Annotated in this window: 23 protein-coding genes; 17 read left to right on the top strand and 6 right to left on the bottom strand. The window is 60.8% G+C overall.

Features of this window, described 5'->3' with window-relative positions:
- Nucleotides 1-41 precede the first annotated feature (41 nt).
- From NCR40_RS17205 to NCR40_RS17185, 5 genes are read left to right on the top strand one after another with little or no spacing between them, the layout of a single operon-like run.
- Nucleotides 42-794: a peptidylprolyl isomerase gene (locus NCR40_RS17205; RefSeq protein ID WP_250510067.1), complete on the top strand. Its 753-nt coding sequence runs from the start codon at nucleotides 42-44 to the stop codon at nucleotides 792-794.
- A gap of 37 nt (nucleotides 795-831) precedes the next feature.
- Nucleotides 832-3,891, top strand: coding sequence for a peptidase domain-containing ABC transporter (locus tag NCR40_RS17200; RefSeq protein ID WP_250510066.1), 3,060 nt, complete (start codon nucleotides 832-834; stop codon nucleotides 3,889-3,891).
- A complete protein-coding gene (locus NCR40_RS17195) occupies nucleotides 3,888-5,195 on the top strand; it encodes a sigma-54 interaction domain-containing protein (protein WP_250493429.1) in 1,308 nt (435 codons plus the stop codon). The genes NCR40_RS17200 and NCR40_RS17195 overlap by 4 nt, the downstream gene beginning before the upstream one ends.
- Nucleotides 5,196-5,254: 59 nt before the next feature.
- Nucleotides 5,255-5,533 carry a BrnT family toxin gene (locus tag NCR40_RS17190; protein ID WP_250510065.1) on the top strand — a complete coding sequence of 93 codons (279 nt, stop codon included), beginning with the start codon at nucleotides 5,255-5,257 and terminating at the stop codon, nucleotides 5,531-5,533.
- A complete protein-coding gene (locus NCR40_RS17185; protein WP_250467102.1) occupies nucleotides 5,511-5,768 on the top strand; it encodes a BrnA antitoxin family protein in 258 nt (85 codons plus the stop codon). The genes NCR40_RS17190 and NCR40_RS17185 overlap by 23 nt, the downstream gene beginning before the upstream one ends.
- Nucleotides 5,769-5,772: 4 nt before the next feature.
- Here the strand turns inward: NCR40_RS17185 and NCR40_RS17180 are convergent, their stop codons facing one another.
- Nucleotides 5,773-6,531 (bottom strand): PP2C family protein-serine/threonine phosphatase, encoded by a 759-nt coding sequence (locus tag NCR40_RS17180; RefSeq protein ID WP_250510064.1) that lies wholly within the window; start codon nucleotides 6,529-6,531, stop codon nucleotides 5,773-5,775.
- Nucleotides 6,532-6,615: 84 nt separating this feature from the next.
- Nucleotides 6,616-6,912 (bottom strand): hypothetical protein, encoded by a 297-nt coding sequence (locus tag NCR40_RS17175; RefSeq protein ID WP_244829628.1) that lies wholly within the window; start codon nucleotides 6,910-6,912, stop codon nucleotides 6,616-6,618.
- Nucleotides 6,913-7,324: 412 nt separating this feature from the next.
- Between NCR40_RS17175 and NCR40_RS17170 the strand changes: the two genes are divergently transcribed.
- The 3 genes from NCR40_RS17170 to NCR40_RS17160 all read left to right on the top strand — a co-directional run bounded on the left by NCR40_RS17170 (nucleotide 7,325) and on the right by NCR40_RS17160 (nucleotide 9,354).
- Nucleotides 7,325-7,828 (top strand): lecithin retinol acyltransferase family protein, encoded by a 504-nt coding sequence (locus tag NCR40_RS17170; RefSeq protein WP_250510063.1) that lies wholly within the window; start codon nucleotides 7,325-7,327, stop codon nucleotides 7,826-7,828.
- Between the two features lie 25 nt (nucleotides 7,829-7,853).
- Entirely contained in the window at nucleotides 7,854-8,102 is a 249-nt protein-coding gene (locus tag NCR40_RS17165) for a hypothetical protein (protein WP_244829630.1), read from the top strand.
- 157 nt (nucleotides 8,103-8,259) lie between these two features.
- Nucleotides 8,260-9,354, top strand: a complete 1,095-nt coding sequence (locus NCR40_RS17160; protein ID WP_244829631.1) for a 4-hydroxyphenylpyruvate dioxygenase family protein — start codon at nucleotides 8,260-8,262, stop codon at nucleotides 9,352-9,354.
- Between the two features lie 25 nt (nucleotides 9,355-9,379).
- Here NCR40_RS17160 and NCR40_RS17155 read toward each other — a convergent pair whose 3' ends face one another.
- Both NCR40_RS17155 and NCR40_RS17150 read right to left on the bottom strand, forming a co-directional pair.
- Nucleotides 9,380-9,790, bottom strand: a complete 411-nt coding sequence (locus NCR40_RS17155) for a cupredoxin domain-containing protein (protein ID WP_250493426.1) — start codon at nucleotides 9,788-9,790, stop codon at nucleotides 9,380-9,382.
- Nucleotides 9,787-10,770: a metallophosphoesterase family protein gene (locus NCR40_RS17150; protein ID WP_250467092.1), complete on the bottom strand. Its 984-nt coding sequence runs from the start codon at nucleotides 10,768-10,770 to the stop codon at nucleotides 9,787-9,789. The genes NCR40_RS17155 and NCR40_RS17150 overlap by 4 nt, the downstream gene beginning before the upstream one ends.
- A 298-nt stretch (nucleotides 10,771-11,068) precedes the next feature.
- Between NCR40_RS17150 and NCR40_RS17145 the strand changes: the two genes are divergently transcribed.
- From NCR40_RS17145 to NCR40_RS17105, 9 genes are all read left to right on the top strand, one after another.
- Nucleotides 11,069-11,722 carry an RNA polymerase sigma factor gene (locus tag NCR40_RS17145; protein ID WP_250467091.1) on the top strand — a complete coding sequence of 218 codons (654 nt, stop codon included), beginning with the start codon at nucleotides 11,069-11,071 and terminating at the stop codon, nucleotides 11,720-11,722.
- Complete coding sequence (locus tag NCR40_RS17140) at nucleotides 11,712-12,467, top strand: anti-sigma factor family protein (protein ID WP_250467089.1); 756 nt, start codon at nucleotides 11,712-11,714, stop codon at nucleotides 12,465-12,467. Before NCR40_RS17145 ends, NCR40_RS17140 begins: the two co-directional genes overlap by 11 nt.
- 345 nt (nucleotides 12,468-12,812) lie before the next feature.
- Nucleotides 12,813-14,033: an ABC transporter substrate-binding protein gene (locus NCR40_RS17135; protein WP_404989441.1), complete on the top strand. Its 1,221-nt coding sequence runs from the start codon at nucleotides 12,813-12,815 to the stop codon at nucleotides 14,031-14,033.
- A 90-nt stretch (nucleotides 14,034-14,123) separates the two neighbouring features.
- Complete coding sequence (locus tag NCR40_RS17130) at nucleotides 14,124-14,996, top strand: branched-chain amino acid ABC transporter permease (protein WP_250467085.1); 873 nt, start codon at nucleotides 14,124-14,126, stop codon at nucleotides 14,994-14,996.
- 10 nt (nucleotides 14,997-15,006) lie between these two features.
- Nucleotides 15,007-16,950, top strand: coding sequence for a branched-chain amino acid ABC transporter ATP-binding protein/permease (locus NCR40_RS17125; protein WP_244829641.1), 1,944 nt, complete (start codon nucleotides 15,007-15,009; stop codon nucleotides 16,948-16,950).
- Between the two features lie 50 nt (nucleotides 16,951-17,000).
- The gene (locus tag NCR40_RS17120) at nucleotides 17,001-17,735 is read left to right on the top strand and encodes an ABC transporter ATP-binding protein (RefSeq protein WP_250467084.1); all 735 of its coding nucleotides are present in this window, start codon (nucleotides 17,001-17,003) and stop codon (nucleotides 17,733-17,735) included.
- Between the two features lie 80 nt (nucleotides 17,736-17,815).
- A complete protein-coding gene (locus NCR40_RS17115; RefSeq protein WP_244829643.1) occupies nucleotides 17,816-18,652 on the top strand; it encodes a shikimate dehydrogenase family protein in 837 nt (278 codons plus the stop codon).
- A 68-nt stretch (nucleotides 18,653-18,720) separates the two neighbouring features.
- Nucleotides 18,721-20,727 carry an acyl CoA:acetate/3-ketoacid CoA transferase gene (locus tag NCR40_RS17110; RefSeq protein ID WP_244829644.1) on the top strand — a complete coding sequence of 669 codons (2,007 nt, stop codon included), beginning with the start codon at nucleotides 18,721-18,723 and terminating at the stop codon, nucleotides 20,725-20,727.
- A 257-nt stretch (nucleotides 20,728-20,984) separates the two neighbouring features.
- Nucleotides 20,985-21,641, top strand: a complete 657-nt coding sequence (locus NCR40_RS17105) for a peroxiredoxin (RefSeq protein ID WP_244829646.1) — start codon at nucleotides 20,985-20,987, stop codon at nucleotides 21,639-21,641.
- Between the two features lie 59 nt (nucleotides 21,642-21,700).
- Here NCR40_RS17105 and NCR40_RS17100 read toward each other — a convergent pair whose 3' ends face one another.
- On the bottom strand, nucleotides 21,701-22,174 hold the full coding sequence (locus NCR40_RS17100) for a ferritin-like domain-containing protein (RefSeq protein ID WP_244829647.1): 474 nt from the start codon (nucleotides 22,172-22,174) through the stop codon (nucleotides 21,701-21,703).
- Between the two features lie 149 nt (nucleotides 22,175-22,323).
- Nucleotides 22,324-23,022: a FadR/GntR family transcriptional regulator gene (locus tag NCR40_RS17095; RefSeq protein WP_250510061.1), complete on the bottom strand. Its 699-nt coding sequence runs from the start codon at nucleotides 23,020-23,022 to the stop codon at nucleotides 22,324-22,326.
- Nucleotides 23,023-23,280: the final 258 nt, after the last annotated feature.

Here is a 23,280-nt window from a genome sequence, read left to right as displayed (position 1 = left end):
GACATGCTGCGAGATGCATCCTCAAATCAACGGAGAACGACATGACGGCGATAGTGCGAATCGACGACGAAGTGGTCGATGTCGGCGAACTGATTAGGCTGTTGAAGCTCAACGGCCAGTTCGACGGCCTGCTGGAGCAACTGGTGCGCGACAAGCTGACCGTGCGCGCGGCGAAGAAGGCGGGCGTCAAGCTAAGCGACGATGAGATCCAAACGCGCGCCGACCAGTTCCGTCGTATTCGCGGGCTGCATCGCGCGGCCGACATGAACAACTATCTCGATGCGCTTTCCGTGAGTCTCGACGAATTCGAAGTGTTCATCACCGACACGCTGTATCAGGAAAAGATGCTTGAAAACATCGGTACGGAGCGCGAGGTCGAAAAATATTTTCAGCTCAATTCGCCGAAGTTCGACAGTATCGAAGTGAGCCACATTCTGCTCGATACCGAAGGCAGCGCGCGCGAGATGATCTCGTATCTCAACGACGACCCAGACAGCTTTGCGGACATGGCCCGCGAACATTCGCTCGCCGATACGCGCGAAGAAGGCGGCGTGATAGGCCGCGTGATGCGCGGGCAACTCAAGCCGGAGATCGAAGCGAAGGTCTTCAATGCAGAAGCCGGTGATCTGCTCGGCCCGTTCATATCCGCCGATGGCTCTTCCTATGAGATTTTCTCGGTTACGTCGAAGTATCCCGCGAAGCTCGATCAGGACGTTGCAGCCGAGATTCGCCGGCTATTGCGCGAGGAATGGCTGGTGGCGCGCGCGCAGGAACATGTGATCGAAGCACGTTAAGCCAGAACCAAGCCGAAACTACGACAGAGCGAACGATATGGACGCCCCTTCGAGCCTGGATGCGCCCGCCGACTTTCTCGCGACCGTGGAGATTCTTTCGCCGTTCACGCGCGAGGAGATCGCGCAACTCGCGGAACATGCTCAGTCGCGCCGCTTTGGCTTCGGTGAAACCGTGTGCAATGCGGGGGATTCCGCCGACGGGCTCTATGTCGTGAAGGCCGGTTCGGTGCGCATCTTTACCGAGGAGCACGGCAAGGAAATCAGCATGGGAGTGAAGAAGGCGAGCGAGACGTTCGCGGATATCGCCATGTTGCGCGAATATCGCCATGAATCGTCGGTGCGTTCTTCAGGCAAGACCGAACTGCTGTTCATCCCGCGCAATGCGATCGAGCCGATTATCGCAAGAAACCCGGCTGCGCTCGCGTTCGTCACGAGCTTTGTCGCGATCAGTTCGGCGGGCGGCTTCGTCGCGAAACTGTTCGATCTGCGCGGCAAATTGAACAAGGCCGAACTCGAGGAATGCGTGCGCAGCGTGGGCGTCAAGCGCGTCGGCGAAGGCAAGGAGATCTTCAAGCAAGACTCGCGCGACGACCGGCGCCTCTATGTCGTGCGGCAGGGCGAAGTGCGGATCGTGCGCGAAGACGGCAACGAAAAGCATGTGCTCGCCACGCTCGGGCCTGGTGAAATCTTCGGCGAGAAGGCGTGCGTGATGCGTCAGGAGCAGATGGCGTCGGCCATTGCGCTCACGGACACGCGCCTGCTCGTAATCCCTGAAAAGACGGTGTATTTCATCATCGAGCGCAATGTGAAGCTGCGCGAAGTGCTGGAAGAACGCATTCGTTTCAGCGAGCGCGAACTGCAGCGTCAGAAGAAACTCGCCGAGCGTCGCAGACTGCCGTCGATGCTCGATCTCCACACCAAGCCCGAGATGGGCGAGCGCGTCATCAAGCGCTTTGCGTGGGTCGAGCAGGCCGAGGAAATGGATTGCGGCGCCGCGTGTCTTGCGATGATCTGCAAGCACTACGGCATCAACATGACGCTCGGCAAACTGCGCGAACTGGCGAACGTCACGACGCAAGGCGCAACGCTCGACAGTCTTGCGCGCGCCGGCGATGCGCTCGGCTTCACCACGCGCGGCGTGCAGTGCACGTTCGAGTCGCTACGCGGCTTCGAGATGCCGTTCATCGCGCATTGGGAGGGATATCACTACATCATCGTCTACGGTATTTCGAAAGACAACGTGTGGGTCGCGGACCCGGCCATCGGCTTCAAGAAGATGACCGTGGGCGAGTTCGAGCGCGGCTGGAGCGGCACATGTCTGCTCTTTTCTCCGGTGCAGGACATGGCGCGGCAAGCGGTATCGCGTTCGCCGTGGATTCGCTTCGTGGGGTATCTAAAGCCGTACAAGAAGGTCCTGCTGCATCTGTTTCTAGCGACCTTCGTGATTCAAGTGCTGGGCGTAATTCCGCCGCTCATCATCCAGAACATTCTCGATGGCGTGATCGTGCATCAGAACGTCAGCTTGCTGCATGTGCTGATAGGCGGGTTGATCATCTCGAACCTGTTCACTCAGCTCATGTCGACCATTCGTGCCTATCTTGCGAACTTCATGGTGCGCAACATGGACTTCGCGATGATGTCGCAGTTCTTCAGGCACACGTTCTCGCTGCCCTTCAGCTTTTTCGCCAAGCGCAAGACCGGCGACGTTTTCGCGCGCTTCCAGGAAAACCACACCATTCGCGCTTTTCTCACCGAATCCACAGTGACGACGGTACTCAATCTGCTGATGATCTTCATTTACTTCACGATCATGTTTCTCTACAACGTGAAGCTGACCTTGTTGCTGATTGCCTTCGTCATCCCGATGATGGCGCTTACCATCCTCGCCACGCCGCGCATCAAGCAGAATGCGCGCGAAGCGTTTTCTTCGGCTACAGACGCACGTTCGTTTCTCATGGAAGCCTTGGGCGGCGTCGAAACGGTGAAGGGGATGGGCATCGAGCGTGCGGTGCGGCTCAAGTGGGAAAAGAAGTACGCAAAGTCGCTCGAAGTGCAATACAAGTCGCAACGCTTCAATATCGGCGTAGGCTTGTGCAGCCAGTTGCTGAATGCAGGTACGACTATCGCCGTATTGTGGGTCGGAGCAAACCTCGTGCTTTCGCGCGAACTGAGCATTGGCCAGTTGATTGCGTTCAATGCTTTCATGGGTAGCGTGCTGTCGCCGCTCATGGGCCTCATCAACTTATGGAGTCTCGTGAACGATGCCGGCGTGGCGATGGAGCGTCTCGGCGATGTGCTCGACATAGACCCGGAGCAGAAACCTTCGGAGATGGAGCAGCGCGTGATGTTGCCCGACTTGCAGGGCGAAATCAGCTTTAACGGCGTGTATTTTCGCTATGGCGAAGGCGACACGCCTTACGTGCTGGAAAATATCAGCTTCGATATCAAGCCCGGCGAACTCATCGCGGTAGTCGGAAGAAGCGGTTCAGGCAAGACGACGCTTGCCAAGCTGCTCGTTGGTTTCTATGCGCCGAGCGAAGGCAAGATGACGGTGGACGGCTACGACCTGAGCGTCATCGACAAGGGATTTTATCGCGCGCAGATTGGTTACGTCATGCAGAGCAACTTGCTGTTCTCGGGCACGATAGCGGAGAACATCGCGAGCGGCGAGGAGTCGCCGGATAGAAGGCGTATCGAGGAAGTGGCCAAGATGGCGGATGCGCATGCGTTCATCGTCAAGCTGCCGCTAGGGTATGAGCAGGTGGTGGGCGAACGTGGCGTGGGTTTGTCGGGTGGACAGATTCAGCGGCTCTGTATCGCGCGCGCGCTGTATCACGACCCACGTCTGCTGGTTTTCGACGAAGCCACGTCCGCGCTCGATACGCAATCCGAGAGCAATATCCTCGGCAACATGCAGGAGATTCTCAAGGGACGCACCGCGGTCATCATCGCGCACAGGCTTTCCACCATCATGCGTGCCGACAAGATTCTGGTGCTGTATGAAGGCGGTATCGTGGAGCAGGGCAGGCATGATGAGCTGGTCGCAAGAAAGGGCATGTATTACCAACTCGTGCAGAAGCAACTGAGCGCAGCATGAAAATACTAGACCAACCGGAAAGCGACAGCGGCGTGCCCGCATCGGCCATATCGTATGCGGGAATCATCGAGAAGATCGAGATTTTGCGTTCCACCTTGCGATGGACATCGCGGCTGGAGCGGCCCGAGATAGAAAAGCTTCTGCGTCAGGCGAGTTCCTTGCGCGATGAGGTCATGCAGCTTTCGCACAAGGAGCGCTTCATTCAGGCCGCTGCTGCCGAGCCTCGACGCGACATGTCACCGGGCTCGCGGCGTCAGGCCTTGATCGAACGCAGCTTCGTATTCGAAGGCACGTTCGGCGATAACCCGAAGCTGCTCGAAGCCCTGGAAATAGCGGAAAAAGCCGCGCCTACGGATCTTCCCGTGCTGATCGACGGCGAGAGCGGCACGGGCAAGGAGCTGATGGCCAAGGTCATTCATGCCAATGGCTCGCGCGCGGACAAGCCCTATATCTCCGTGAATTGCGGGGCCATTCCGGATAATCTGCTGGAATCCGAACTATTCGGGCATCGCAAGGGCGCGTTCACGGGCGCGACCAACGACCGCAAGGGCAAGTTCGAGAGCGCGCATACGGGCACCATATTTCTCGATGAAATTGGCGAGCTGCCGTTGGTTGGGCAGGTGAAGCTGTTGCGCGTGCTCGAAGCGCACGAGATTCAACGCGTGGGTTCGGATGAAGCCATTTCGGTGGATGCGCGCATCGTCGCGGCGACGAATCGCAATCTGCGGCGCTTCTGCGATGAAGGTCGCTTTCGCGAAGACCTGTTTTATCGCTTGAGCGTGATTCATCTGACCTTGCCCGCGCTGCGTGAACGCCGCGACGAGATACCGCTCTTGCTGTCTTACTTCGGCGATGAAGCGGCGGCCACGCTCAAGCGCCGGCCCATCAAGATGTCCCCACGTTTAAGGGACTTTATGCGCAATTACGATTATCCCGGCAACATCCGCGAGTTGCGCAACATCATCTATCGCATCGCTTGTCTTGCAGGCGAGATGGCGGATATCGAGCATCTTCCGCTGGACATCCGGCCGAAGACATCGCTCTCATTGGCGATGGGCGGTCCTGCCGCGAATGGCAACGGCATTGCGACGGCGAGTTCGCTGAGCGAAGCCAAGCGCGTTGCGAGTGACGAAGCGGAGCGCGCATTTCTCGAACGTGGGTTGCATGAAGTGGGCGGCACGGTGGCCGAACTTGCGCGGCGGTATGAGATGAACCGGTCGCATCTGCAGATGCTTTTAAAGAAACACGGGCTGCATTCGAAGGACTTCAGGCTTGCGGCGCAAAAGAGCAGGGAAGGACAGTAGCTTCAATGTAGTGATCGTCCGTGTTAGACTGTACATACAATTGTCAATACGGGTGATGCGTGCATTTCGAGTGGGACGAAGCCAAGAACCAGACCAACATCCGGAAGCACGGCATTGATTTTCGAGACGCAGTAGACGTATTCAACCATCCGGTTCTGACCCGGTTGGATTCGCGGGAAGACTACGGCGAGGAGCGCTGGATTGCGCTGGGCTGGATGAGCGCCACGGTGGGCGTCGTAGTGTATGTCGAGCGGTGCGCAGACGCGGTGCGAATCATCTCGGCGCGCAAGGCAACCAGACATGAGGCAAAGCGCTATGAGCAAAAAATCGGCAACTGACTGGAAGCGGCTCGAGCAGGCACGAGACGCTGATATCGACCTGACTGAAATCCCGGAGCTTGACGACACCTTCTTCGAACAGGCTCAACTGCATGTGCCGCCGAAGCAGGCCGTCACCATGCGGCTGGATGCAGACGTGCTCGAATGGTTTCGTGAGCAAGGGAAGGGGTATCAAACACGCATCAATCGGCTTCTGCGCGCGTATATGCAGATGCATCAGCAGCGCCATTCGTAAGCGCTTACAGGCCAGGATTAACCTGCGTCCTATCCAAAGCCATCAAATCCTCCGCACGCGCGACGACAACCGAAATGTTGTCGCGCCCGCCGCGTTCCAGCGCAATCTCCAGCAGCCTCTGCGCCGCGAAGTCGCAACTGCTCAACGCAAGCTGCGCCACCATCTCGTCCTCGCTCACTTCGTTCGAAAGACCATCGCTGCAAAGCAGGAACGTATCGCCATCGTGCAGCGTGATGGAATCTTCGTCGAGATCGAGGAAGTCGAGCGCGCCAACCGCACGCGTGATGAGATGCTGCGCCGGATGATGCAGCGCCTCTTCCGCCGTCAATTGTCCGCGCGCCTTCAGTTCTTCCACGTGACTGTGATCGCGCGTGAGTTGCCGCAGCCGCCCGCGCCGCAGTAGATAGATACGGCTGTCGCCCGCCCACAGATAGGCGCATACGCCGTCTCGCGCAGCCAGCAACACCACCGTGCTGCCGATTCGCGATACCTGCCGTCGCGCCGCTTCCGCACGCAAGCGCGCGTTGATATCGAGCAAATGCGCCCGTGCATCCGCCAGTGCGCTTTGTGCCGTCATGCTCGCCAAGCTCTCGATCACCATGCGGCTCGCCAGATCGCCAACCGCGTGACCGCCCATGCCGTCTGCGACGGCCCACAGGCCACGTTCGGGCGCATCGAGCAGAGCGTCTTCGTTGATCTGACGCACGAGGCCCGCGTCGGTGCGCGCAGCGGATGTCCATCGAAACTCGTTGCTGAAGGTCACGGCAACCTCCCAAGGTCCTGACTGGCGCGTCATGCGGTCGGCCGAGGCGCCCGGCCCCGGTCATTGTGCACCCAACCGCGGAGCTTATCCCGCGCGATTGCTGGACAGCGCGTTGGGACTGACGGTGAGCGTCGCGCCCGCACCGGTGTTGTTCACATCGACGCTCTGATACTGGTTGACCATCTGACCGACGCTGATGTTGTTCGTGATGTCGTAGATGTTCACCACGCTGCTGCCGCCACCGCCTTGCTGACGGTCCGCGACATATGGCGTGATCCAGCCGAAGAGCCAAGGCGCGCCACCGCCGCCACTGATGGCCAACATCGCCGCGCGATCGAGTTCGCGGTCGTGATCCAGATCGGTGATGGTGATTGCGCTCATTGCGGCTCTCCTTGTTTGCTCGAATTCGATGCGGGCACTTATGCAAGGGCTATGCCGATTTGCATGCGCCTCCGCCATCGGCTTATTCGATGCGGCCTTCGCCCTATGTCGATGCCCGGGCCTTGCGCCATCAGTTGGACCGTCGCCAACAACCGCTGTTGGCAGACAACCGAACGACCAACACTACGAACCGAACGCGCACGGGCGCTCTATTGATGCTCTGGAGCCAACACATCGCCCTCCTAGACTGTTGGTTAATAATCACCAACCGCTATCGGGAATCTAACGTAAAACGGTGATTTTCTATATAAATCAAACATTTACAAAGACTGGCAAGAAACCTGCAAAAGACTCCGCAACAAGCCGCCGAACAGACACTTCGGCGCGACGAGACCAAAAATCGGAGCGAGCCATGTCGAACACCCAACCGTCCGGACCGAACGATACCCAAGCTGCCGCGTGCAGCCTGTCGTTCGATGACGAACCGGCCATAGGCGCCGAACTCGTCACGCGCCGCTCGGGTTACGAACATCACGGACTCTATGCGGGCGACGGCCGGGTTATCCATTACGCGGGATTCGCTAAGTCGCTGCATCGCGGTCCGGTGGAAGAAGTCAGTCTCGCGCAATTCGCGGGCGGCCATGACGTGACCATCCGCCAAAACCCGACCGCGTGCTTCGTCGGCCTGGAAGCAGTGCGCCGCGCCCGCAGCCGGCTCGGTGAAGACCGTTATCGCTTGTTGACCAACAACTGCGAGCACTTCGTGACGTGGTGCCTGTTCGGCCAAAGCCAAAGCCGCCAGGTTCGCGCCTGCTTCGCCCATCCGCGCGTGGCGTGGCGCGCGATGACGGGATTGTTTCGCGCCTATGTCGCTGCCGATCGGCAACGCCGCCTGAACGCCGCTCTCGTCGCCTGAACGGCATGACCAGAAGGAGACCATCATGCACACCATTCAAAACTCGCTGCACTGGGCCGTCGACAAATGGCTCGCCCCGAGCGCGGCGCATCCGGCACGCGTCGTGCGGCTGTGTCGCTCGCAGGTCACGGGCTCGCGCTACGTCTGCATCGAGGCGTGGCACGCGAACGGACCGCTCGCGATCATCTTCTTCCGGCACGACGACGGCACCTGGAACGTGTTTCCCCCGCAAGCAAGACGCCCGTCGATGAGCCCGCAACGGCTTGCCGCCTGATACAGCGAAAGCGCCCGAGCCGCGCGAAGTCCCGGCTTTGACACGATGATCGCGCTGCCGCTACTCTAGCGGCAGGTTTATCGGCCGTGAGCACAGGCAGCCATCGCTGTGGTAGTTTCACGTCCGAGAACCCGCCCGACCATTGAGGACTTTGCCGATGACCCAGCCCGACTCCACTTCCCCCGCCCGCGCGATGCCCGATTCCGAAGTCGGCGACAATCCGCTCGGCATCGCGGGGCTGGAGTTCGTCGAGTTTTCCAGCCCAGACCCGCAGGGCCTCGCCGCTTTATTCGAGCGGCTGGGCTTCGTGCCGGTCGCGCAGCATGTCAGCAAGGCGGTCACGCTGTTTCGTCAGGGCAGCATGAATTTCCTTCTGAACGCAGAGCCGGATTCCTTCGCGTCGCGCTTCGCCGAATCGCATGGTGTGGGCATTGCCGCCATCGGCATTCGCGTGGTGGACGCGGCGCTCGCTCACGAGCGCGCGGTCGAATTCGGCGCCTGGGATTTCGAAGGCGAGAAGATCGGCCCGAACGAGCTGGCCATTCCGGCCATTCAGGGTATTGGCGACTCGCACATTTATTTCGTCGATCACTGGCCAGGCAAGGATAGCGGCGTGTCCACGATCTACGACATCGATTTCCGGCCCATTGCCGGCGCGAAGGCCGAGCCAGGCGGCACCGGTCTCTTCGAAGTGGATCACTTCACGCAGACGGTTGGCGCGGGCCGCATCCGCGAATGGCTCGATTTCTACCGCGAAGTGCTGCACTTCTCGGAGATTCATCAGGTGCATCCGGACTGGCATGTGTCGCAGGACTCCGCGGTCACGGTTTCGCCGTGCGGCAACATCCGCATTCCGGTGTACGAGGAAGGCACGTATCGCACGGATCTTATGCAGCAGTATCTGCCCGATCACGAAGGTGAAGGCGTGCAGCATATCGCGCTGGCATCGCAAGACATCTTCGCTTCCGTCGATGCCCTCATGGCGCGCGGCATGCGCTTTCTGAATCCGCCGCCGCGTTACTACGATCAGATCGACGAACGCCTGCCCGGACACGGACTCGATATCGACAAGCTGCGTGCGCGCGGCATTCTCGTGGACGGCGAGATTCTGCCGGACGGCACGCCGCAACTCTTCCTGCAAACCTTCGCCGAGCGCGAGCCGGGCGACATGTTCTTCGAGATCGTCGAGCGTCGCGGGCATCACGGCTTCGGCGAAGGCAATCTGAGCGCCATCGCGAAGGCACGTGGTTGAGCGTCAGGCGAATGTGCCCGCGCGCTCATTGCACGACGATCGTCCCCGTCATATGCGGATGCAGCGAGCAGAAGTACTTGTAAGTGCCGGGCTTGTCGAACACATGCGAGTAGCTTTGGCCGCTGTCGAGCGGGTCTGACTTGAATGACTTCGCTTCGTCCGCGACCGTATGCAGCATGTCGTCATGATTCACCCACGTCACCTTGGTGCCGACCGGCACGGTGACGCTCGGCTGGCTGAAAGCGAAATTGTCGATGCTGATGGTCGGCGTATTCATCGCCACCATCTGCTGCGCGGGTTCCTCCGCGCACGCCGAGGGAATGATGCCGACGAGTCCCTTGACGACGAGCGCAAGCGCGGCCTGACGCGCGACGCGTCCGGCAAGAGGACGCAATCTGGAAGGCGAGACATAGCTCGCGAGCGTGGCGACGTTCATGCCTTATCTCCTGCAAGCGGGGTATCGACGACGGCGAGATATTCGCGGCCCTGCACATGCGTGACTTCGCGCAGACCGAGCATGGAGCGCAGCTTGTCCGCGCCGACTTTCATCGGTCCGGGCCCCGATGCGGCGCCGGGCGCAGGCTGCGGAAACGCGGTGGACATAGCCGAATAGAAGCGCATGTCGCCTTCCACTTTTTGCGCTACCTGATGCACATGGCCGTTGAGCACCGTGACGGACCCGAAGCGTTTGAAGAGCGCGAGCGCTTGTGCGCTGTCGTCGGTGCCCCAGCCCCATTGCGGATAAAGCGCCCACAGCGGGATATGCGCGAACACGACGATCGGCGTGCTGCTCGATCGTCCTTGCAGATCGGCCTTGAGCCAGGCGAGTTGCGCATCGCCGAGAAAGCCGAGACCGCCGCCCTTGAGGTCGATGACATTGGTCAGGCCGATGAAATGCACGCCGCTTTCGTCGAAGCTGTACCAGTGCCGGTCGCCGCTCCTGCCGTATTGCGCTGGAAGACGCGAGAAGAACGGGTTGCCGTCCTCGACCAGCACGTCATGCTCGCCCGGCACGTAGTGCACCTGCATGCCCGCCTTGCGGATGATTTGGTCGGCGGTATCGAATTCGGCGGGCTTCGACAGATGCGTGACGTCGCCGGTATGAATCATGAACGCGGGCTGCTTCGGCATGGCGCTTACGCGATTGATCGCTTCTTCCAGCGTGCTCGTCGGTTCCGTGTTCGGGTCCTTGCTGAAGCCAATGTGACTGTCGCTGATCTGCACGAAGCTGAACGAACTCGTCTTCTTCTCAGCCGCCTGCGCCGATGAAATGATGCTCGACACCGGCACGCCGCCGCTCACCGTCCACAGCACGCCCGCGCCGGCCCAGGCCATGCAGGACAATGCAGTGCGCCGGCGCTTGCCGTGGTCGTCGAGTTCCTGCGCGTCGGGCAGGTCTTTCGGGTCGTGTGTCATGCGCACTCCTTGAATACGAACAATGCGGCCGCGTTTCATGGTTTCCTGAAGCTCACGCGCATGGCGGCACGATGCATGGGCGTGAAGCCGGCGCGTTCATGTTCGAGTGCTGAAGCTGCGCGGCATCCGTCCATCGAACCGGCGAGAGCGTCGCGATATTCCCGATTCGTCTCGTCGATTTTATTTTTTCGATTACGCCGCTTCGCCGGGAATAAAGCGCGCCCAGGGCGAGTACATGTGACGAGGGCGTTGCAAGGTAACGAAAACGTCGAACCCTGTTCCCAAGGAGACCCGCGCGATGTGGCCCAGGTCGAAAGCAGATAAGTCCGCGGAAAGCCGAACACAGGCGGCGGGCGTGGACGCGCGTTTCGAGGCGACATTCATGCCGCATCTCGATGCCGCGTACAACCTCGCGCGCTGGCTGTCCGGCAGTCCGAGCGACGCCGACGATGTCGTGCAGGAAGCCTATCTGCGCGCCTTTCGTTTCTTCAGCGGCTTCGAGGAGGGCGAGGAAGCGAACGCGCGGGCATGGCTCTTTGCCATCGTGCGAAATACGTGGTTCACGGAATGGCGCCGCCGCGTGCAGCTCGCCGACGCGACGCCCTACGACGAAGAAATCGCCGGGGAGCAAGCGCTGCCCGGCTGGTCCGAGGAAGCGGGCATAGACCCGGAAACGCTTGCGGTACGCAAGGACGAGGTGCATATCGTGCATCGCGCACTCGAAACCTTGCCCATTCCGTTTCGTGAAGTGCTGGTCCTGAGAGAGCTGGAAGACATGAGTTACAAGGAAGTGGCCGCCGTGACGGGCGTGCCGATAGGAACGGTGATGTCACGGCTCGCGCGCGGCCGCAAGTTGCTGGCGCTCGCCGTGCACGCCGCGCAGGACAAACCGGGCATGCGGCTCGTGCGTCGCACGGGGCCGGGTCTTGAGGAGTCGGGCAATGGACAATAACGACACCGCCTCGCTCGCAACGAGGCTCATCGACGGCTCGCTGACTCATCGCGCGCCCGCGCATTTGCGTGCTCAGGTGCTCTCGCGCATCCGGGCCGAAGCGGAAGACGTCAAGGTGCGGGAACGCGCGCGCGAACGAAACCAGCAGGACGAGCAGGGCGAACGCTCGGCCCGTTCATGGCGATGGTTCGCCACGCCCGTGCCGTTCTTCGGCGGCGCGTTCGCGGGCGGCACGTTGGCCGCGCTCGTGCTCGGCGCCATGCTGTGGTTTCAGGCCGTGCCGCATGGCGTGAGTGGTGCGGGCGATCCGCTCGCACAGGAGATCGTCGCGAGTCACGTGCGTTCACTGATGTCGGACCGGCCTATCGACGTGCTGTCGAGCGACAAGCATACGGTGAAGCCGTGGTTCAACGGACGTATCGACTATGCGCCGCCCGTCATCGATCCGGCCGGGCCGGGGTTCGCGCTGGTCGGCGGCAGGCTCGATTACGTCAATCATCGGCCGGTGGCGGTGGTGGTGTATCGCTATCTGAAGCATCCGATCGACGTGTACGTGTTTCCCTCGAACAAGGGCGGCGCTTCGCTCGATACGAAGGAAGGGGCGGCGGCCGTCACGCAATCCGACGACGGTTATGCGCTCGCACGCTGGAATCGCGACGGCATGACCTTCTGGGCCGTCACCGATGCCTCCGGCTCGGTCATGCGTCAGTTCGTGCAGGCTATCGAGGCAGGCTCGCCACGTTAAGCCGGGCCGCGATCAAACGAGCAATCGTGCGCAAGTTGCGCGCGGCGTTCCTTAGGGAAGCCGCGCGTTTTTTTTGCGGCACGCGCTGATGCGCTTACGCATCTGCAATCTACCTGACTAAGGGTTTATTCCATCCCGTCGCACATTACGTCGCGTCGGGAGTGCGCTAACGCTCGTGCTGTTCGGGTATGTCCGAATATGGTCTGATCCTTACAATTTTCTAATATCGATCACCGCATTCGTAAATTGCCGTTCGAGCGATGCACCGAAACGAACGAGCGGCGAGGGCATGCGCAAAGCCGACCTCATCACATAACGATTCAAGCGACGGAGACAGATATGGGCATGCAGATGAAGCGCATCGCAGGTGCGCTCGCGTTCGGCGTCTTTGCATTGAGCGCGAGCCTCGCGCAGGCCGCGGATCCGATCAAGATCGGCGTCGACGGTCCCTTTACCGGCGGTTCGTCCTCGATGGGCGTCTCCATGCGCGACGGCGTGCGTCTCGCCACTGCCGAGATCAACAAGTCGGGCGGCGTGCTGGGACGGCAGATCGTGCTCGTGGAACGCGACGACGAAGCGAAGAATGAACGCGGCGTGCAGATCGCGCAGGAACTCATCAACAAGGAGAAAGTGGTCGCGGTCGTGGGCTATATCAACACGGGCGTGGCGCTCGCCTCGCAACGCTTCTTCCAGGAAGCGAAGATTCCGGTCTTCAACAACGTGGCGACGGGCACGGTCGTGACGAAGCAATTCGACGATCAGCCCGACAACTACGTATTCCGCAACGCCGCCGCCGACCGCATCCAGGCGCCGATGATCGTCGAGGAAGCCATCACCAAGCGCGGCTTCAAGAAGGTCGCCATTCTCGCGGATTCGACCAACTACGGTCAGCTCGGCCGCGAGGATCTGGAAAAGGCGCTGTCGGCCAAGGGCGTGAAGCCCGTCGCGGTCGAGAAGTTCAACATCAAGGACGTCGATATGACGGCCCAGTTGCTCAAGGCGAAGGAAGCGGGCGCGGAAGCGGTGCTGACTTACGGTATCGGGCCGGAACTCGCGCAGATCGCGAACGGCATGGCCAAGCTCGGCTGGAAGGTGCCGCTCATCGGCAGTTGGACGCTTTCGATGGCCAATTACATCGACAACGCGGGTAACAACGGCGAAGGCGCGCGCATGCCGCAGACCTTCATCCAGGAAGCCAACACACCCAAGCGCAAGACCTTCATCGACGCTTACGTGAAGGAGTTCAAGCCGAAGAGCGATCGTATCGATTCGCCGGTGTCGGCGGCGCAAGGCTACGACTCGATCTATCTGCTCGCGGCGGCCATCAAGCAAGCCGGCTCGACCGATGGTCCGAAGGTGAAAGAAGCGCTGGAAAACCTCACGACGAAGGTCGAAGGCGTGGTCATGGTCTACGACAAGCCCTTCACCAAGACCGATCACGAAGCGATCAGTTCGAACGTTCCGGTGATCGGCGAAGTGAAGGCCGGCCGCGTGATCTACGCCTACGACGCGGACAAGAAGGGCGGCAGCACGCTTCGCACCAAGCAGACGACGGCGTCGAACTAACGCCGTGCCGCCGCTGTTGTCTCTCCAGGGCCCGGTCGCAGATCGGGCTCTTTTTCAATCGAGCATCCCCCGCCGCCCTGACGCCCGACGATGATCCTTCTCCAGCTCATATATAGCGGCATCGCGCTCGGCATGATCTACGCCGTCATCGCCTTCGGCTATCAACTGACGTTCGCCACTTCCGGCACGCTGAACTTCGGCCAGGGCGATGCTCTCATGCTCGGCGCGCTCGTCGGCCTCACGCTCGTTTCGGCGGGCGTGAACTACTGGCTCATGATCCCGCTCGTGTGTCTTTTCGGGCTCGTGCAGGGCGCGTTCGTGGAGCGCATCGGCGTGCGGCCCGCCATCAAGATCAAGTCGGAGTTCGGCTGGATCATGTCGACCATCGCGCTCGGCATCATCTTCAAGAACGTCGCGGAAAACGTATGGGGCCGCGACGATCTGCGCTTTCCGTCGCCCTTGCCCGAAGCGCCGCTCAAGGTGTTTGGCGCAAACGTGTTGCCGATGGAACTGCTCGTGGTCGGCGGCGCGCTCGTGATGATGCTCGCGGTGGAGTTCTTCAACCGCAAGACGATCTTCGGCAAGGCCGTGGTCGCCACCGCGAACGATCGCGATGCGGCCGCGCTGATGGGCATCAACACGGGGCTCGTCATCACGTTCTCGTATGCGTTGTCGTCGCTGACGGCGGCGTTCGCAGGCGTGCTGATCGCGCCGCTCACACTTACCGGCGCGACCATGGGCGCGGTGCTCGGCCTCAAGGCGTTCGCTGTCGCGATCATCGGCGGCTTGTCGAGCGGCATGGGCATCATCGTCGGCGGAATGATCCTGGGTATAGCGGAGACGACGACGGGCTTCTATATCTCGACCGGCTACAAGGACGTGCCGGGACTCGTGCTGTTGCTGATCGTGCTTGCGGTGAAGCCTGCGGGCCTCTTCGGCAAGACCGCGATCAAGAAAGTCTGAGGCCGCCTACATGAAAGCAAAGAACATAGTCGCGGCGCTCGCAGGACTCGCCGCAGTCGCGATCTTTCCGGTGGTATCGGGCAATCCGTATTACATCCACCTCGTCGAAACCATCATGATCTACGCGATCCTTCTGTTCGGGCTCGATATCGTGGTGGGTTACACGGGGCAAGTGTCGCTTGGCCATGCGGGGCTCTTCGGCGTGGGCGCTTATACGGCAGGCGTGCTTTTCATCAAGCTCGGCTTGCCGTTCTATCTGACCGCGCCGCTTGCCATCGTGGTGACGGCGGCTTTCGGCGCAATATTGGCGTTGCCCGCGTTGCGCGTGTCGGGTCCGTACCTCGCCATGGTGACGCTCGCGTTCGGCACCATCATCCAAATTCTTATCAACGAGATGGACTTCCTCACCAATGGTCCGATGGGTCTCAAGATTCCCAAGCCGACCATTGCCGGTCACAAGCTCGACGAAATCCAGTACTACTGGCTCGTGGCGGCACTGTTGGTGGTGTCGCTGATCGTGGTGCATCGCGTGCTCAAGTCGCATCTCGGGCGCGCCTTCGAAGCCTTGCGCGATAGCCCCATTGCGTCGGATTGCATGGGCGTGTCGGTGTATCGGCACAAGGTCTATGCGTTCGTCATCAGCGCGGGATTCGCGGGGCTCGCGGGCTGTCTCTACTCGTACTCCGAGCAGTACATCTCGCCGAACACGTATAACTTCGAGCTGACCATTCTGTTCCTGCTCGCCATCATCATGGGCGGGCGCAAGACACGCACGGGCGCGATCATCGGTTCGACGGTGATCGTGCTGTTGCCGAAGCTGCTCGACGACATCTCCAACTTCCGCGTCGTGGCAACCGCGCTTGCGGTGCTCGTCGTTGCGGGCGCGGCGCTCGCCCTGGCTCGCAAAACCACGACGCTGCAACGCGTGGCGATTCCCGTCATCGGCACAGCCGGTCTTGCGGCGTTTTCCTTCTGGATAGAAGCGCTCACCGACTGGCGTCTCACCATCTTCGGCCTGATGATTCTGCTCGTCGTGTATTACCTGCAAGATGGCATTGTCGGCTTCGTGCGCAAGACGCTCAATTTGGGCCGCGTGCGCGTGACGAAGGTCGACACGCAGGAACTGGCGATGCAGACCCAGCAGGACGACGCCGTCGCCGCCGTCACGACCGAAGGAGCAAGCACCATTCTCGACGTGCGCGGCGTGCTCATGCAATTCAGCGGTCTCAAGGCGCTCAACGATGTGAACATGACCGTCAGGCGCGGCACCATCCATGGCCTGATCGGTCCGAACGGTTCGGGCAAGAGCACGATGATGAACGTGCTCACGGGCATCTACGTGCCGACCGCAGGTGCAATCGAGTATCGGGGCGAGTCGCTCGCGGGACGCACGTCGTCGAAGATCGCGCTGTCGGGCATCGCGCGGACCTTTCAGAACGTGCAGCTCTTCGGCGAGATGACGGCGCTGGAGAATGTGCTCGTCGGCCTGCATCACACCTTCCGTTCGAACTTCGCGGATGTGGGTTTGATGAGTGCGCGCTACAAGCGTGAAGAACGCGCGGCGCGCGAACGGGCGTTCAATATGCTGCGCTTCGTCGGACTCGAACATGCAGCGGCCGAGGAAGCGCGCAATCTTCCATACGGCAAGCAGCGTCTGCTTGAAATAGCCCGCGCGCTCGCGCTCGATCCACAACTGCTGCTGCTCGACGAACCCGCTGCGGGCCTGACCGCGCCGGATATCCGCGAACTGGTCGCGATCATTCGCAAGGTGCGGCATCACGGCATTACCGTGGTGCTCATCGAGCATCATATGGATGTGGTCATGAGTGTTTGCGACACGGTTTCGGTGCTGGATTTCGGGCAGAAGATCGCGGAGGGCAAGCCCGCCGAGATACAGGCCAACGAGAAGGTGATCGAGGCTTACCTCGGCGGACAAGCGGCAGAAGCCGTATGAACGCAACGCGCCAATCACGCCAACCCGATCATCCGACGAAGCGACACGCGATGCTGACAATCAAGAATCTCCACGCAGGCTACGGCAAGGTCAAGGTGCTGCACGGCATCAGCCTGGATGTCCCGAAGGCGAAAGTCGTCACGCTGATAGGCTCGAACGGCGCGGGCAAGACGACGACCATGCGCGCCATCTCCGGTATGATCCGGCCGACGGAAGGCGAGATCACCATGGGCATCGGCAGCGACGCGAAGCGCATCGACGCCATGGATTCGCACAAGATCGCGCGCCTCGGCCTTGCTCATTCGCCGGAGGGAAGACGCGTTTTCGCAACCATGTCGGTCACGGACAATCTGCTGCTCGGCGCGTTTCCGCGCTTGACTTGGGCGCGTCCGAAAGGCGACGTGGCCGCCGATCTCGAACGCGCCATCGAACTGTTTCCGCGCCTGAAGGAGCGCCGCAATCAGCTGGCGGGCACGCTTTCGGGCGGGGAACAGCAAATGCTCGCGATGGCCCGCGCCATCATGCTGAACCCCGACCTCGTGTTGCTCGATGAACCTTCGATGGGCCTTGCGCCCATTCTCGTCGATGAAGTCTTCCGCATCATCGCGCGCCTGAAAGACGAGGGCGTGACCATGCTGCTCGTCGAACAGTTCGCCGCCGCCGCGCTCAACGTGGCGGACTACGGCTACGTGCTCGAGAACGGCCGCGTCGCCACGCACGGCCCCGCCGAGCAATTGAAGAACGATCCTTCGGTCAAGGCGGCCTATCTCGGCGCGAGCCATTAAAGAACCGCGGGCGGGCAAGTCGCACTATCATGGAGGCGTCGCGCGCACCGTTGCGCGCTCATCTTCGAAGGAGCGTCGCCATGATCAGCGGCAAGACCACCGTAATTGCCCATCTCGGCTTTCCGACCGAAGCGTTCAAGGCGCCGATGATCTACAACCCCTGGTTCGACAAACAGGGCATCGATGCCGTGGTCGTCCCCATGGGCGTGAAACCGGAAGATTACGTCGCTTTCGTGCCGCAGTTGTTCAAGCTGACCAACCTGCGCGGCGCGCTCGTCACCATGCCGCACAAGATCACGACCGTCGGCTTGATGGACGAAGTGAGCCCCACCGCGCGCATTGCGGGCGCATGCAACGCCATCCTCAAACGCGAAGACGGCACGCTGCTCGGCGACCAGTTCGATGGCGCCGGCTTCGTGCGCGGCGTCGAGCGCAAGGGCCGCGCGTTGAAGGGCGCGCGCGTTCTGGTGCTGGGCAGCGGCGGCGTGGGCTCGCCGATTGCGGCTTCTCTCGCGGCGGCGGGCGTGGCGGAACTCGCCATCTTCGACACCAACACCGCTTCGGTCGAAGGGCTCGCCGGGCGTTTGCGCGATCACTATCCGGAACTCATCGTGCGTACGGACACGAGAGATCCCGCAGGCTTCGATGTCATCGTCAATGCAACGCCGCTCGGCATGAAAGAGAGCGATCCGTTGCCGTTCGATATCGACCGCATCGCGCCCACGACCTTTGTCGGCGAAGTGGTGATGAAGTCGGAGTACACGCCGCTCTTGCGCGCGGCCAAGGACAAGGGCTGCTCGGTGCAGGTCGGCACCGACATGCTGTTCGAGATGATCCCGGCGTACCTGGAATTCTTCGGCTATGGCACGGCGACCGCCGACGAATTGCGTGCCGTAGCCCAGATCAAGTACGCTTAGACGCAGAAGACGAGCGCGCGCGCGCGAACACTGACGCGCGCCGGGAAAGACTCAAGCGAGGAGACGCCATGACCGCCAGCAGCGCACCGACACGCCATCCGTTTCCCTCGTCCACGCGGCTTGTCGAGCGCGGCAAGATCGTCACCGCGCGCGAGGCCGTGCGCCTGATTCATGCGGGCGACACCATCGCGACGAGCGGCTTTGTCGGTATCGGCTTCGCGGAGGAAGTGGCGATTGCGCTCGAAGCGCGCTTTCTCGAAGATCACGCCGAGGGCAGCGAACCGGTTGCCGATCTCACGCTCGTGTATGCGGCAGGTCAGGGCGATGGCCGTGGCAAGGGCCTCAATCATCTCGCGCACGAAGGGCTCGTCAAGCGCGTGATCGGCGGTCACTGGGGACTCGTGCCGGGGTTGCAGAAGCTCGCCATCGATAACCGCATCGAAGCTTACAATCTGCCGCAGGGCGTGATTTCACAGCTCTTTCGCGATATTGCCGCGCATCGGCCGGGGCAACTCTCCACGGTCGGCCTCGGCACTTTCGTCGATCCGCGCAATGGCGGCGGCAAGCTCAACGCGCGCACCACGGAAGATATCGTGCGCGTCATGTCGATCGACGGCGCGGAGTATCTGTATTACAAGACCTTCCCGATCGATGTCGCCATCGTGCGCGGCACCACCGCCGATCTCAACGGCAACGTCACGATGGAAAAGGAAGCGCTCACGCTCGAAGCGCTCAGCATTGCGATGGCCGCGCGCAACTCTGGCGGTATCGTGATCGCACAGGTCGAGCGGCTCGCGGAGTCCAATACCCTCAACTCGCGGCAGGTGAAGATTCCCGGCGTCATGGTCGATTGCGTGGTGGTGGCGAGCTCCGACAATCACTGGCAGACCTTCGGCGAGCCCTATAGCGCGGCTTATTCGAGCGAACTGCGGGTTGCGGCAAGTTCGGTTGCACCCATGACGCTGACCGAGCGCAAGATCATCGCGCGGCGCGCCGCGTTCGAATTGATGGCCAATAGCGTGGTGAATCTCGGCATCGGCATGCCGGAGGGCATTGCAAGCGTGGCGAACGAAGAGCAGGTCATCGACCTCTTCACGATGACGACCGAACCCGGCGTCATCGGCGGCATTCCCGCGGGCGGGCTCAATTTCGGCGCGGCGACCAATACGCAGGCAATCATCGATCAGCCGTATCAATTCGACTTCTACGATGGCGGCGGACTCGATATCGCCTTCCTCGGCCTTGCGCAGGCGGACCGCGACGGCAATCTGAACGTGAGCAAGTTCGGGCCGAAACTCGCGGGCGCGGGCGGCTTCATCAATATCAGCCAGGCGGCGAAGAAAGTCGTGTTCGTCGGCACGTTCAACGCAGGCAAGCTCGATGTCGGCTTGGAAGACGGCAAGCTCGTGATTCGCCGCGAAGGCGATTGCCGCAAGTTCGTCGATGCCGTGGAGCATCGCACGTTCAGCGGCCGGTATGCGTTCGAGCGCGGGCAGACGGTGCTGTATATCACCGAGCGCTGCGTGTTCGAATTGACGCAAGACGGGCTCGCGCTGATCGAAGTGGCGCCCGGTGTAGATATCGAGCGGGACATCGTCGCGCAGATGGGTTTTACGCCGGTGATCGACGCGCCGCCGCGCCTCATGGACGAACGCATTTTCCGCGATACGCCCATGGGATTGCGCGACACGCTGCTCGGTTTGAACCTCGCGGAGCGCTTCAGCTACGACGCGCGCAAGAACCTGTTCTTCATCAATTTCGAAGGGCACGAAGTGAAGAATCTTGGCGATGTCGAAGCTATTCGCCGCGAAGTTGCCAAGCAACTAGCGAACGCAAAGGTGCGCCCACATGCCATTGTCAACTACGACAATTTCTCGATTCGCCCCGATATGCTCGATGCCTATTCGGAGATGGTGACGAAACTCGTGGGCGACCACTACGACGGCGTCACGCGCTATACCACGAGCAGTTTCCTGCGCATGAAACTCGGCGATGCGCTCAAGCGTCGCGGCGTCGCGCCTTATATCTACGAAAGCGCCGAGGAAGCGCGCGATCACGAGAGCCGCCAGGCTTGAAGCGGTTATTAGCTTATATCGTCTCGTGATAAACACTTAAGGAACGCACGTTCGCCGTTCGATTGGGACGCCTTTGCTCGCGCACAGATAACCAAAGCTTGAAAACGTCGATGAGCGACCATCGGCCGCCGCGCGAGGAGAATCGCAAGCACACTATAATCATCGAGTGAATTGCGCATTCGTATCGAAAGCCGTTTCGTCACGGTCATTACGACGAGCGGGACGCGCTTCGAATTACTTCAACACGGAGATCAAACATGTCCATCCGCATTGGCGACGAAGCCCCCGATTTCACCGCGGAAACCACCCAAGGCACGATTCATTTCCATGAATGGATTGGTGACAAGTGGGCCATTCTGTTCTCGCATCCGAAGGACTTCACGCCTGTCTGCACTACCGAGCTCGGCTACATGGCAAAGCTCAAGCCCGAGTTCGACAAGCGCAACACCAAGGTCATCGGCCTTTCCATCGACCCGGTAACGAACCATTCGCAATGGGCGAAGGACATCGAGGAAACGCAGGGCACGGCCGTCAACTATCCGATGATCGGCGACGCGGACCTGAATGTCGCGAAGCTTTACGACATGATTCATCCAAACGCGAGCGGCGGTGGCCCGCGCACCGCGGTCGATAACGCGACCATTCGCGCGGTGTTTCTAATCGGTCCGGACAAGAAGATCAAGGCAACCTTTACGTACCCGATGAGCGCGGGACGCAACTTCGACGAAGTGCTGCGCCTGCTCGACGCACTGCAACTCAACGCGAAGCACACGGTCGCCACGCCGGTGAACTGGAAACCGGGCGAAGACGTGATCATCCCGACTTCCGTGTCGGACGATGACGCCAAGAAAAAGTATCCGGAAGGCTTCAAGACGCTCAAGCCATATCTGCGCACGGTCGCGCAGCCGAAATAAGCACACGAGCCGACACCGCGCTGGCTGCATGCATGTGGATGCGGCCGGCGCGTTTTCTTTTATGCGTGTCCCGTTCTCCGTTCGGGCGCGGTATCCACTTCACCGGGACGGCGCAACATCTTGTCCACTTCCCCGGCATGCAGTTCCTCGGTTTGAATCATCTGTCGCGCATATTCTTCGAGCGCGACCGACCGACCTTCCACGATCTTCAGCAGATCGCGATACAGATCCAACGCGAGTTTTTCCGATTGCAGCGATTCGCGCAAAATGGTCGCGATATCGAACGTATGGTTGTCGAGCAACGGACCGATTTCAAGCGACGGATAGGCCCCGAGCGTGGTGATCCATTCGCCCGCCTGATGCGCATGCAGTAACGATTCGTCCGCCTGTTCGCGCAGCCACGAGACGATCGGTATCCGGCCGAAGCCGAAGACCAGGAAGGAGTAGTGGGTGTATCGCACGACGCCCGCCAGTTCGGATTCGAGAATCCGGTTGAGCACGCCGACGACTGCTTCCTTATCGAGTTCCGCCATGTTTGCCTCCGTGTTTCCAGTATGGAACGCTCAGCGTGAAAAGGGCATTCACCCATTGTAGTCACGCCGACGCCGTATGTACGCCGCACGAATCGCGCGCAAGATACGGTCCACGGGAAGGCAACGGCTTTCGAAGTTCCTGCAGTGCCTCAGACGGTCTCTTCCAGCCAGACCGACGCCGCACGCGAAAGCACCTGCGACATGGCGGAGCGCGCGCCGTCGCCATCGACGGTCTCGATGGCACGCACGACCTTGCCATAATCGCCGAGTTGCGCATCGGTGGAGACAGTCTGCGTGCGAACGGTTGCCTTCATCGCACGGATGCCGACGCGCACCACGCAACCCATTTGCTGCAGCAGTTCGTCGCCGCTCGCTTCGATGATGGCGGCTTGCAACGCTTCCTCAGCGGAAGATTGCAGGCTTTCCGAAGGGCCTGCATGGACGAGCCGCTGAAAGGCCGCGTTGATGCCAATACGCTGATGCCGGTTCGCGCGTATGGCGGCGAGCGCGGCAGCGGGCGGATCGACGAGTGCGCGAAACTCGATCAGACGGCGCATGCATTCCTGATCGGGCATGGCGCGCAAACGCCAGTCGGCGACTTCTTCATCGAACACGAGCCATTCTTTCGCGGGCTTGATACGCGTGCCGGTCTTGGGCCGCACATCGAGCATGCGTCGCGAGATCAGAATGCTGAGCGCCTCGCGCATGATGGTCCGGCTTACCCCGTGCTTCTTCGAAAGAATCACTTGCGGAGGCAATACGTTGTCCTTGTATTCCCCGCTGACGATGCTCGCGACAAGCTGATTCACCACGCGCTTGACGAGCGATGTTTCATATCCATGATTCATGTTTTTGTTCTCGTGAAAACGCCCAAGCCTCTGCCGCGCCTCGCCCGTCGCCGAGCGGCTTGCCGCTTTGCTTTTTGTTTCTGCTCTCGGTACCACTCTTCGTTGGGTGATCACGGCTTCTTCGCCGCAACCTGGTCTCCCCGTTATCAGCCATCCCGTAGCGGTCGTCCTTTTATGAACAGCATCGTCGATCCGCTTGACGGAGCGTATCTCCCGCACATACGTTTTAACAATATGGTTCATCACGAAAACGACTGA

Source organism: Caballeronia sp. GACF4 (genome assembly GCF_023631025.1).
Classification (GTDB): domain Bacteria; phylum Pseudomonadota; class Gammaproteobacteria; order Burkholderiales; family Burkholderiaceae; genus Caballeronia.
This window is presented reverse-complemented; position numbering and strand designations above follow the sequence as displayed.

What these genes read in the sequence shown, in the direction of transcription:
- NCR40_RS17200 (WP_250510066.1), top strand. Translation starts at nt 832, where the DNA reads ATGGACGCCCCTTCGAGCCTGGATGCGCCCGCCGACTTTCTCGCGACC.
- NCR40_RS17100 (WP_244829647.1), bottom strand. Translation starts at nt 22,174, where the DNA reads ATGGCGGAACTCGATAAGGAAGCAGTCGTCGGCGTGCTCAACCGGATT.
- NCR40_RS17175 (WP_244829628.1), bottom strand. Translation starts at nt 6,912, where the DNA reads ATGAGCGCAATCACCATCACCGATCTGGATCACGACCGCGAACTCGAT.
- NCR40_RS17170 (WP_250510063.1), top strand. Translation starts at nt 7,325, where the DNA reads ATGTCGAACACCCAACCGTCCGGACCGAACGATACCCAAGCTGCCGCG.
- NCR40_RS17185 (WP_250467102.1), top strand. Translation starts at nt 5,511, where the DNA reads ATGAGCAAAAAATCGGCAACTGACTGGAAGCGGCTCGAGCAGGCACGA.
- NCR40_RS17165 (WP_244829630.1), top strand. Translation starts at nt 7,854, where the DNA reads ATGCACACCATTCAAAACTCGCTGCACTGGGCCGTCGACAAATGGCTC.
- NCR40_RS17130 (WP_250467085.1), top strand. Translation starts at nt 14,124, where the DNA reads ATGATCCTTCTCCAGCTCATATATAGCGGCATCGCGCTCGGCATGATC.
- NCR40_RS17095 (WP_250510061.1), bottom strand. Translation starts at nt 23,022, where the DNA reads ATGAATCATGGATATGAAACATCGCTCGTCAAGCGCGTGGTGAATCAG.
- NCR40_RS17120 (WP_250467084.1), top strand. Translation starts at nt 17,001, where the DNA reads ATGCTGACAATCAAGAATCTCCACGCAGGCTACGGCAAGGTCAAGGTG.
- NCR40_RS17150 (WP_250467092.1), bottom strand. Translation starts at nt 10,770, where the DNA reads ATGACACACGACCCGAAAGACCTGCCCGACGCGCAGGAACTCGACGAC.
- NCR40_RS17110 (WP_244829644.1), top strand. Translation starts at nt 18,721, where the DNA reads ATGACCGCCAGCAGCGCACCGACACGCCATCCGTTTCCCTCGTCCACG.
- NCR40_RS17155 (WP_250493426.1), bottom strand. Translation starts at nt 9,790, where the DNA reads ATGAACGTCGCCACGCTCGCGAGCTATGTCTCGCCTTCCAGATTGCGT.
- NCR40_RS17105 (WP_244829646.1), top strand. Translation starts at nt 20,985, where the DNA reads ATGTCCATCCGCATTGGCGACGAAGCCCCCGATTTCACCGCGGAAACC.
- NCR40_RS17135 (WP_404989441.1), top strand. Translation starts at nt 12,813, where the DNA reads ATGCAGATGAAGCGCATCGCAGGTGCGCTCGCGTTCGGCGTCTTTGCA.
- NCR40_RS17195 (WP_250493429.1), top strand. Translation starts at nt 3,888, where the DNA reads ATGAAAATACTAGACCAACCGGAAAGCGACAGCGGCGTGCCCGCATCG.
- NCR40_RS17145 (WP_250467091.1), top strand. Translation starts at nt 11,069, where the DNA reads ATGTGGCCCAGGTCGAAAGCAGATAAGTCCGCGGAAAGCCGAACACAG.
- NCR40_RS17115 (WP_244829643.1), top strand. Translation starts at nt 17,816, where the DNA reads ATGATCAGCGGCAAGACCACCGTAATTGCCCATCTCGGCTTTCCGACC.
- NCR40_RS17140 (WP_250467089.1), top strand. Translation starts at nt 11,712, where the DNA reads ATGGACAATAACGACACCGCCTCGCTCGCAACGAGGCTCATCGACGGC.
- NCR40_RS17160 (WP_244829631.1), top strand. Translation starts at nt 8,260, where the DNA reads ATGACCCAGCCCGACTCCACTTCCCCCGCCCGCGCGATGCCCGATTCC.
- NCR40_RS17125 (WP_244829641.1), top strand. Translation starts at nt 15,007, where the DNA reads ATGAAAGCAAAGAACATAGTCGCGGCGCTCGCAGGACTCGCCGCAGTC.
- NCR40_RS17205 (WP_250510067.1), top strand. Translation starts at nt 42, where the DNA reads ATGACGGCGATAGTGCGAATCGACGACGAAGTGGTCGATGTCGGCGAA.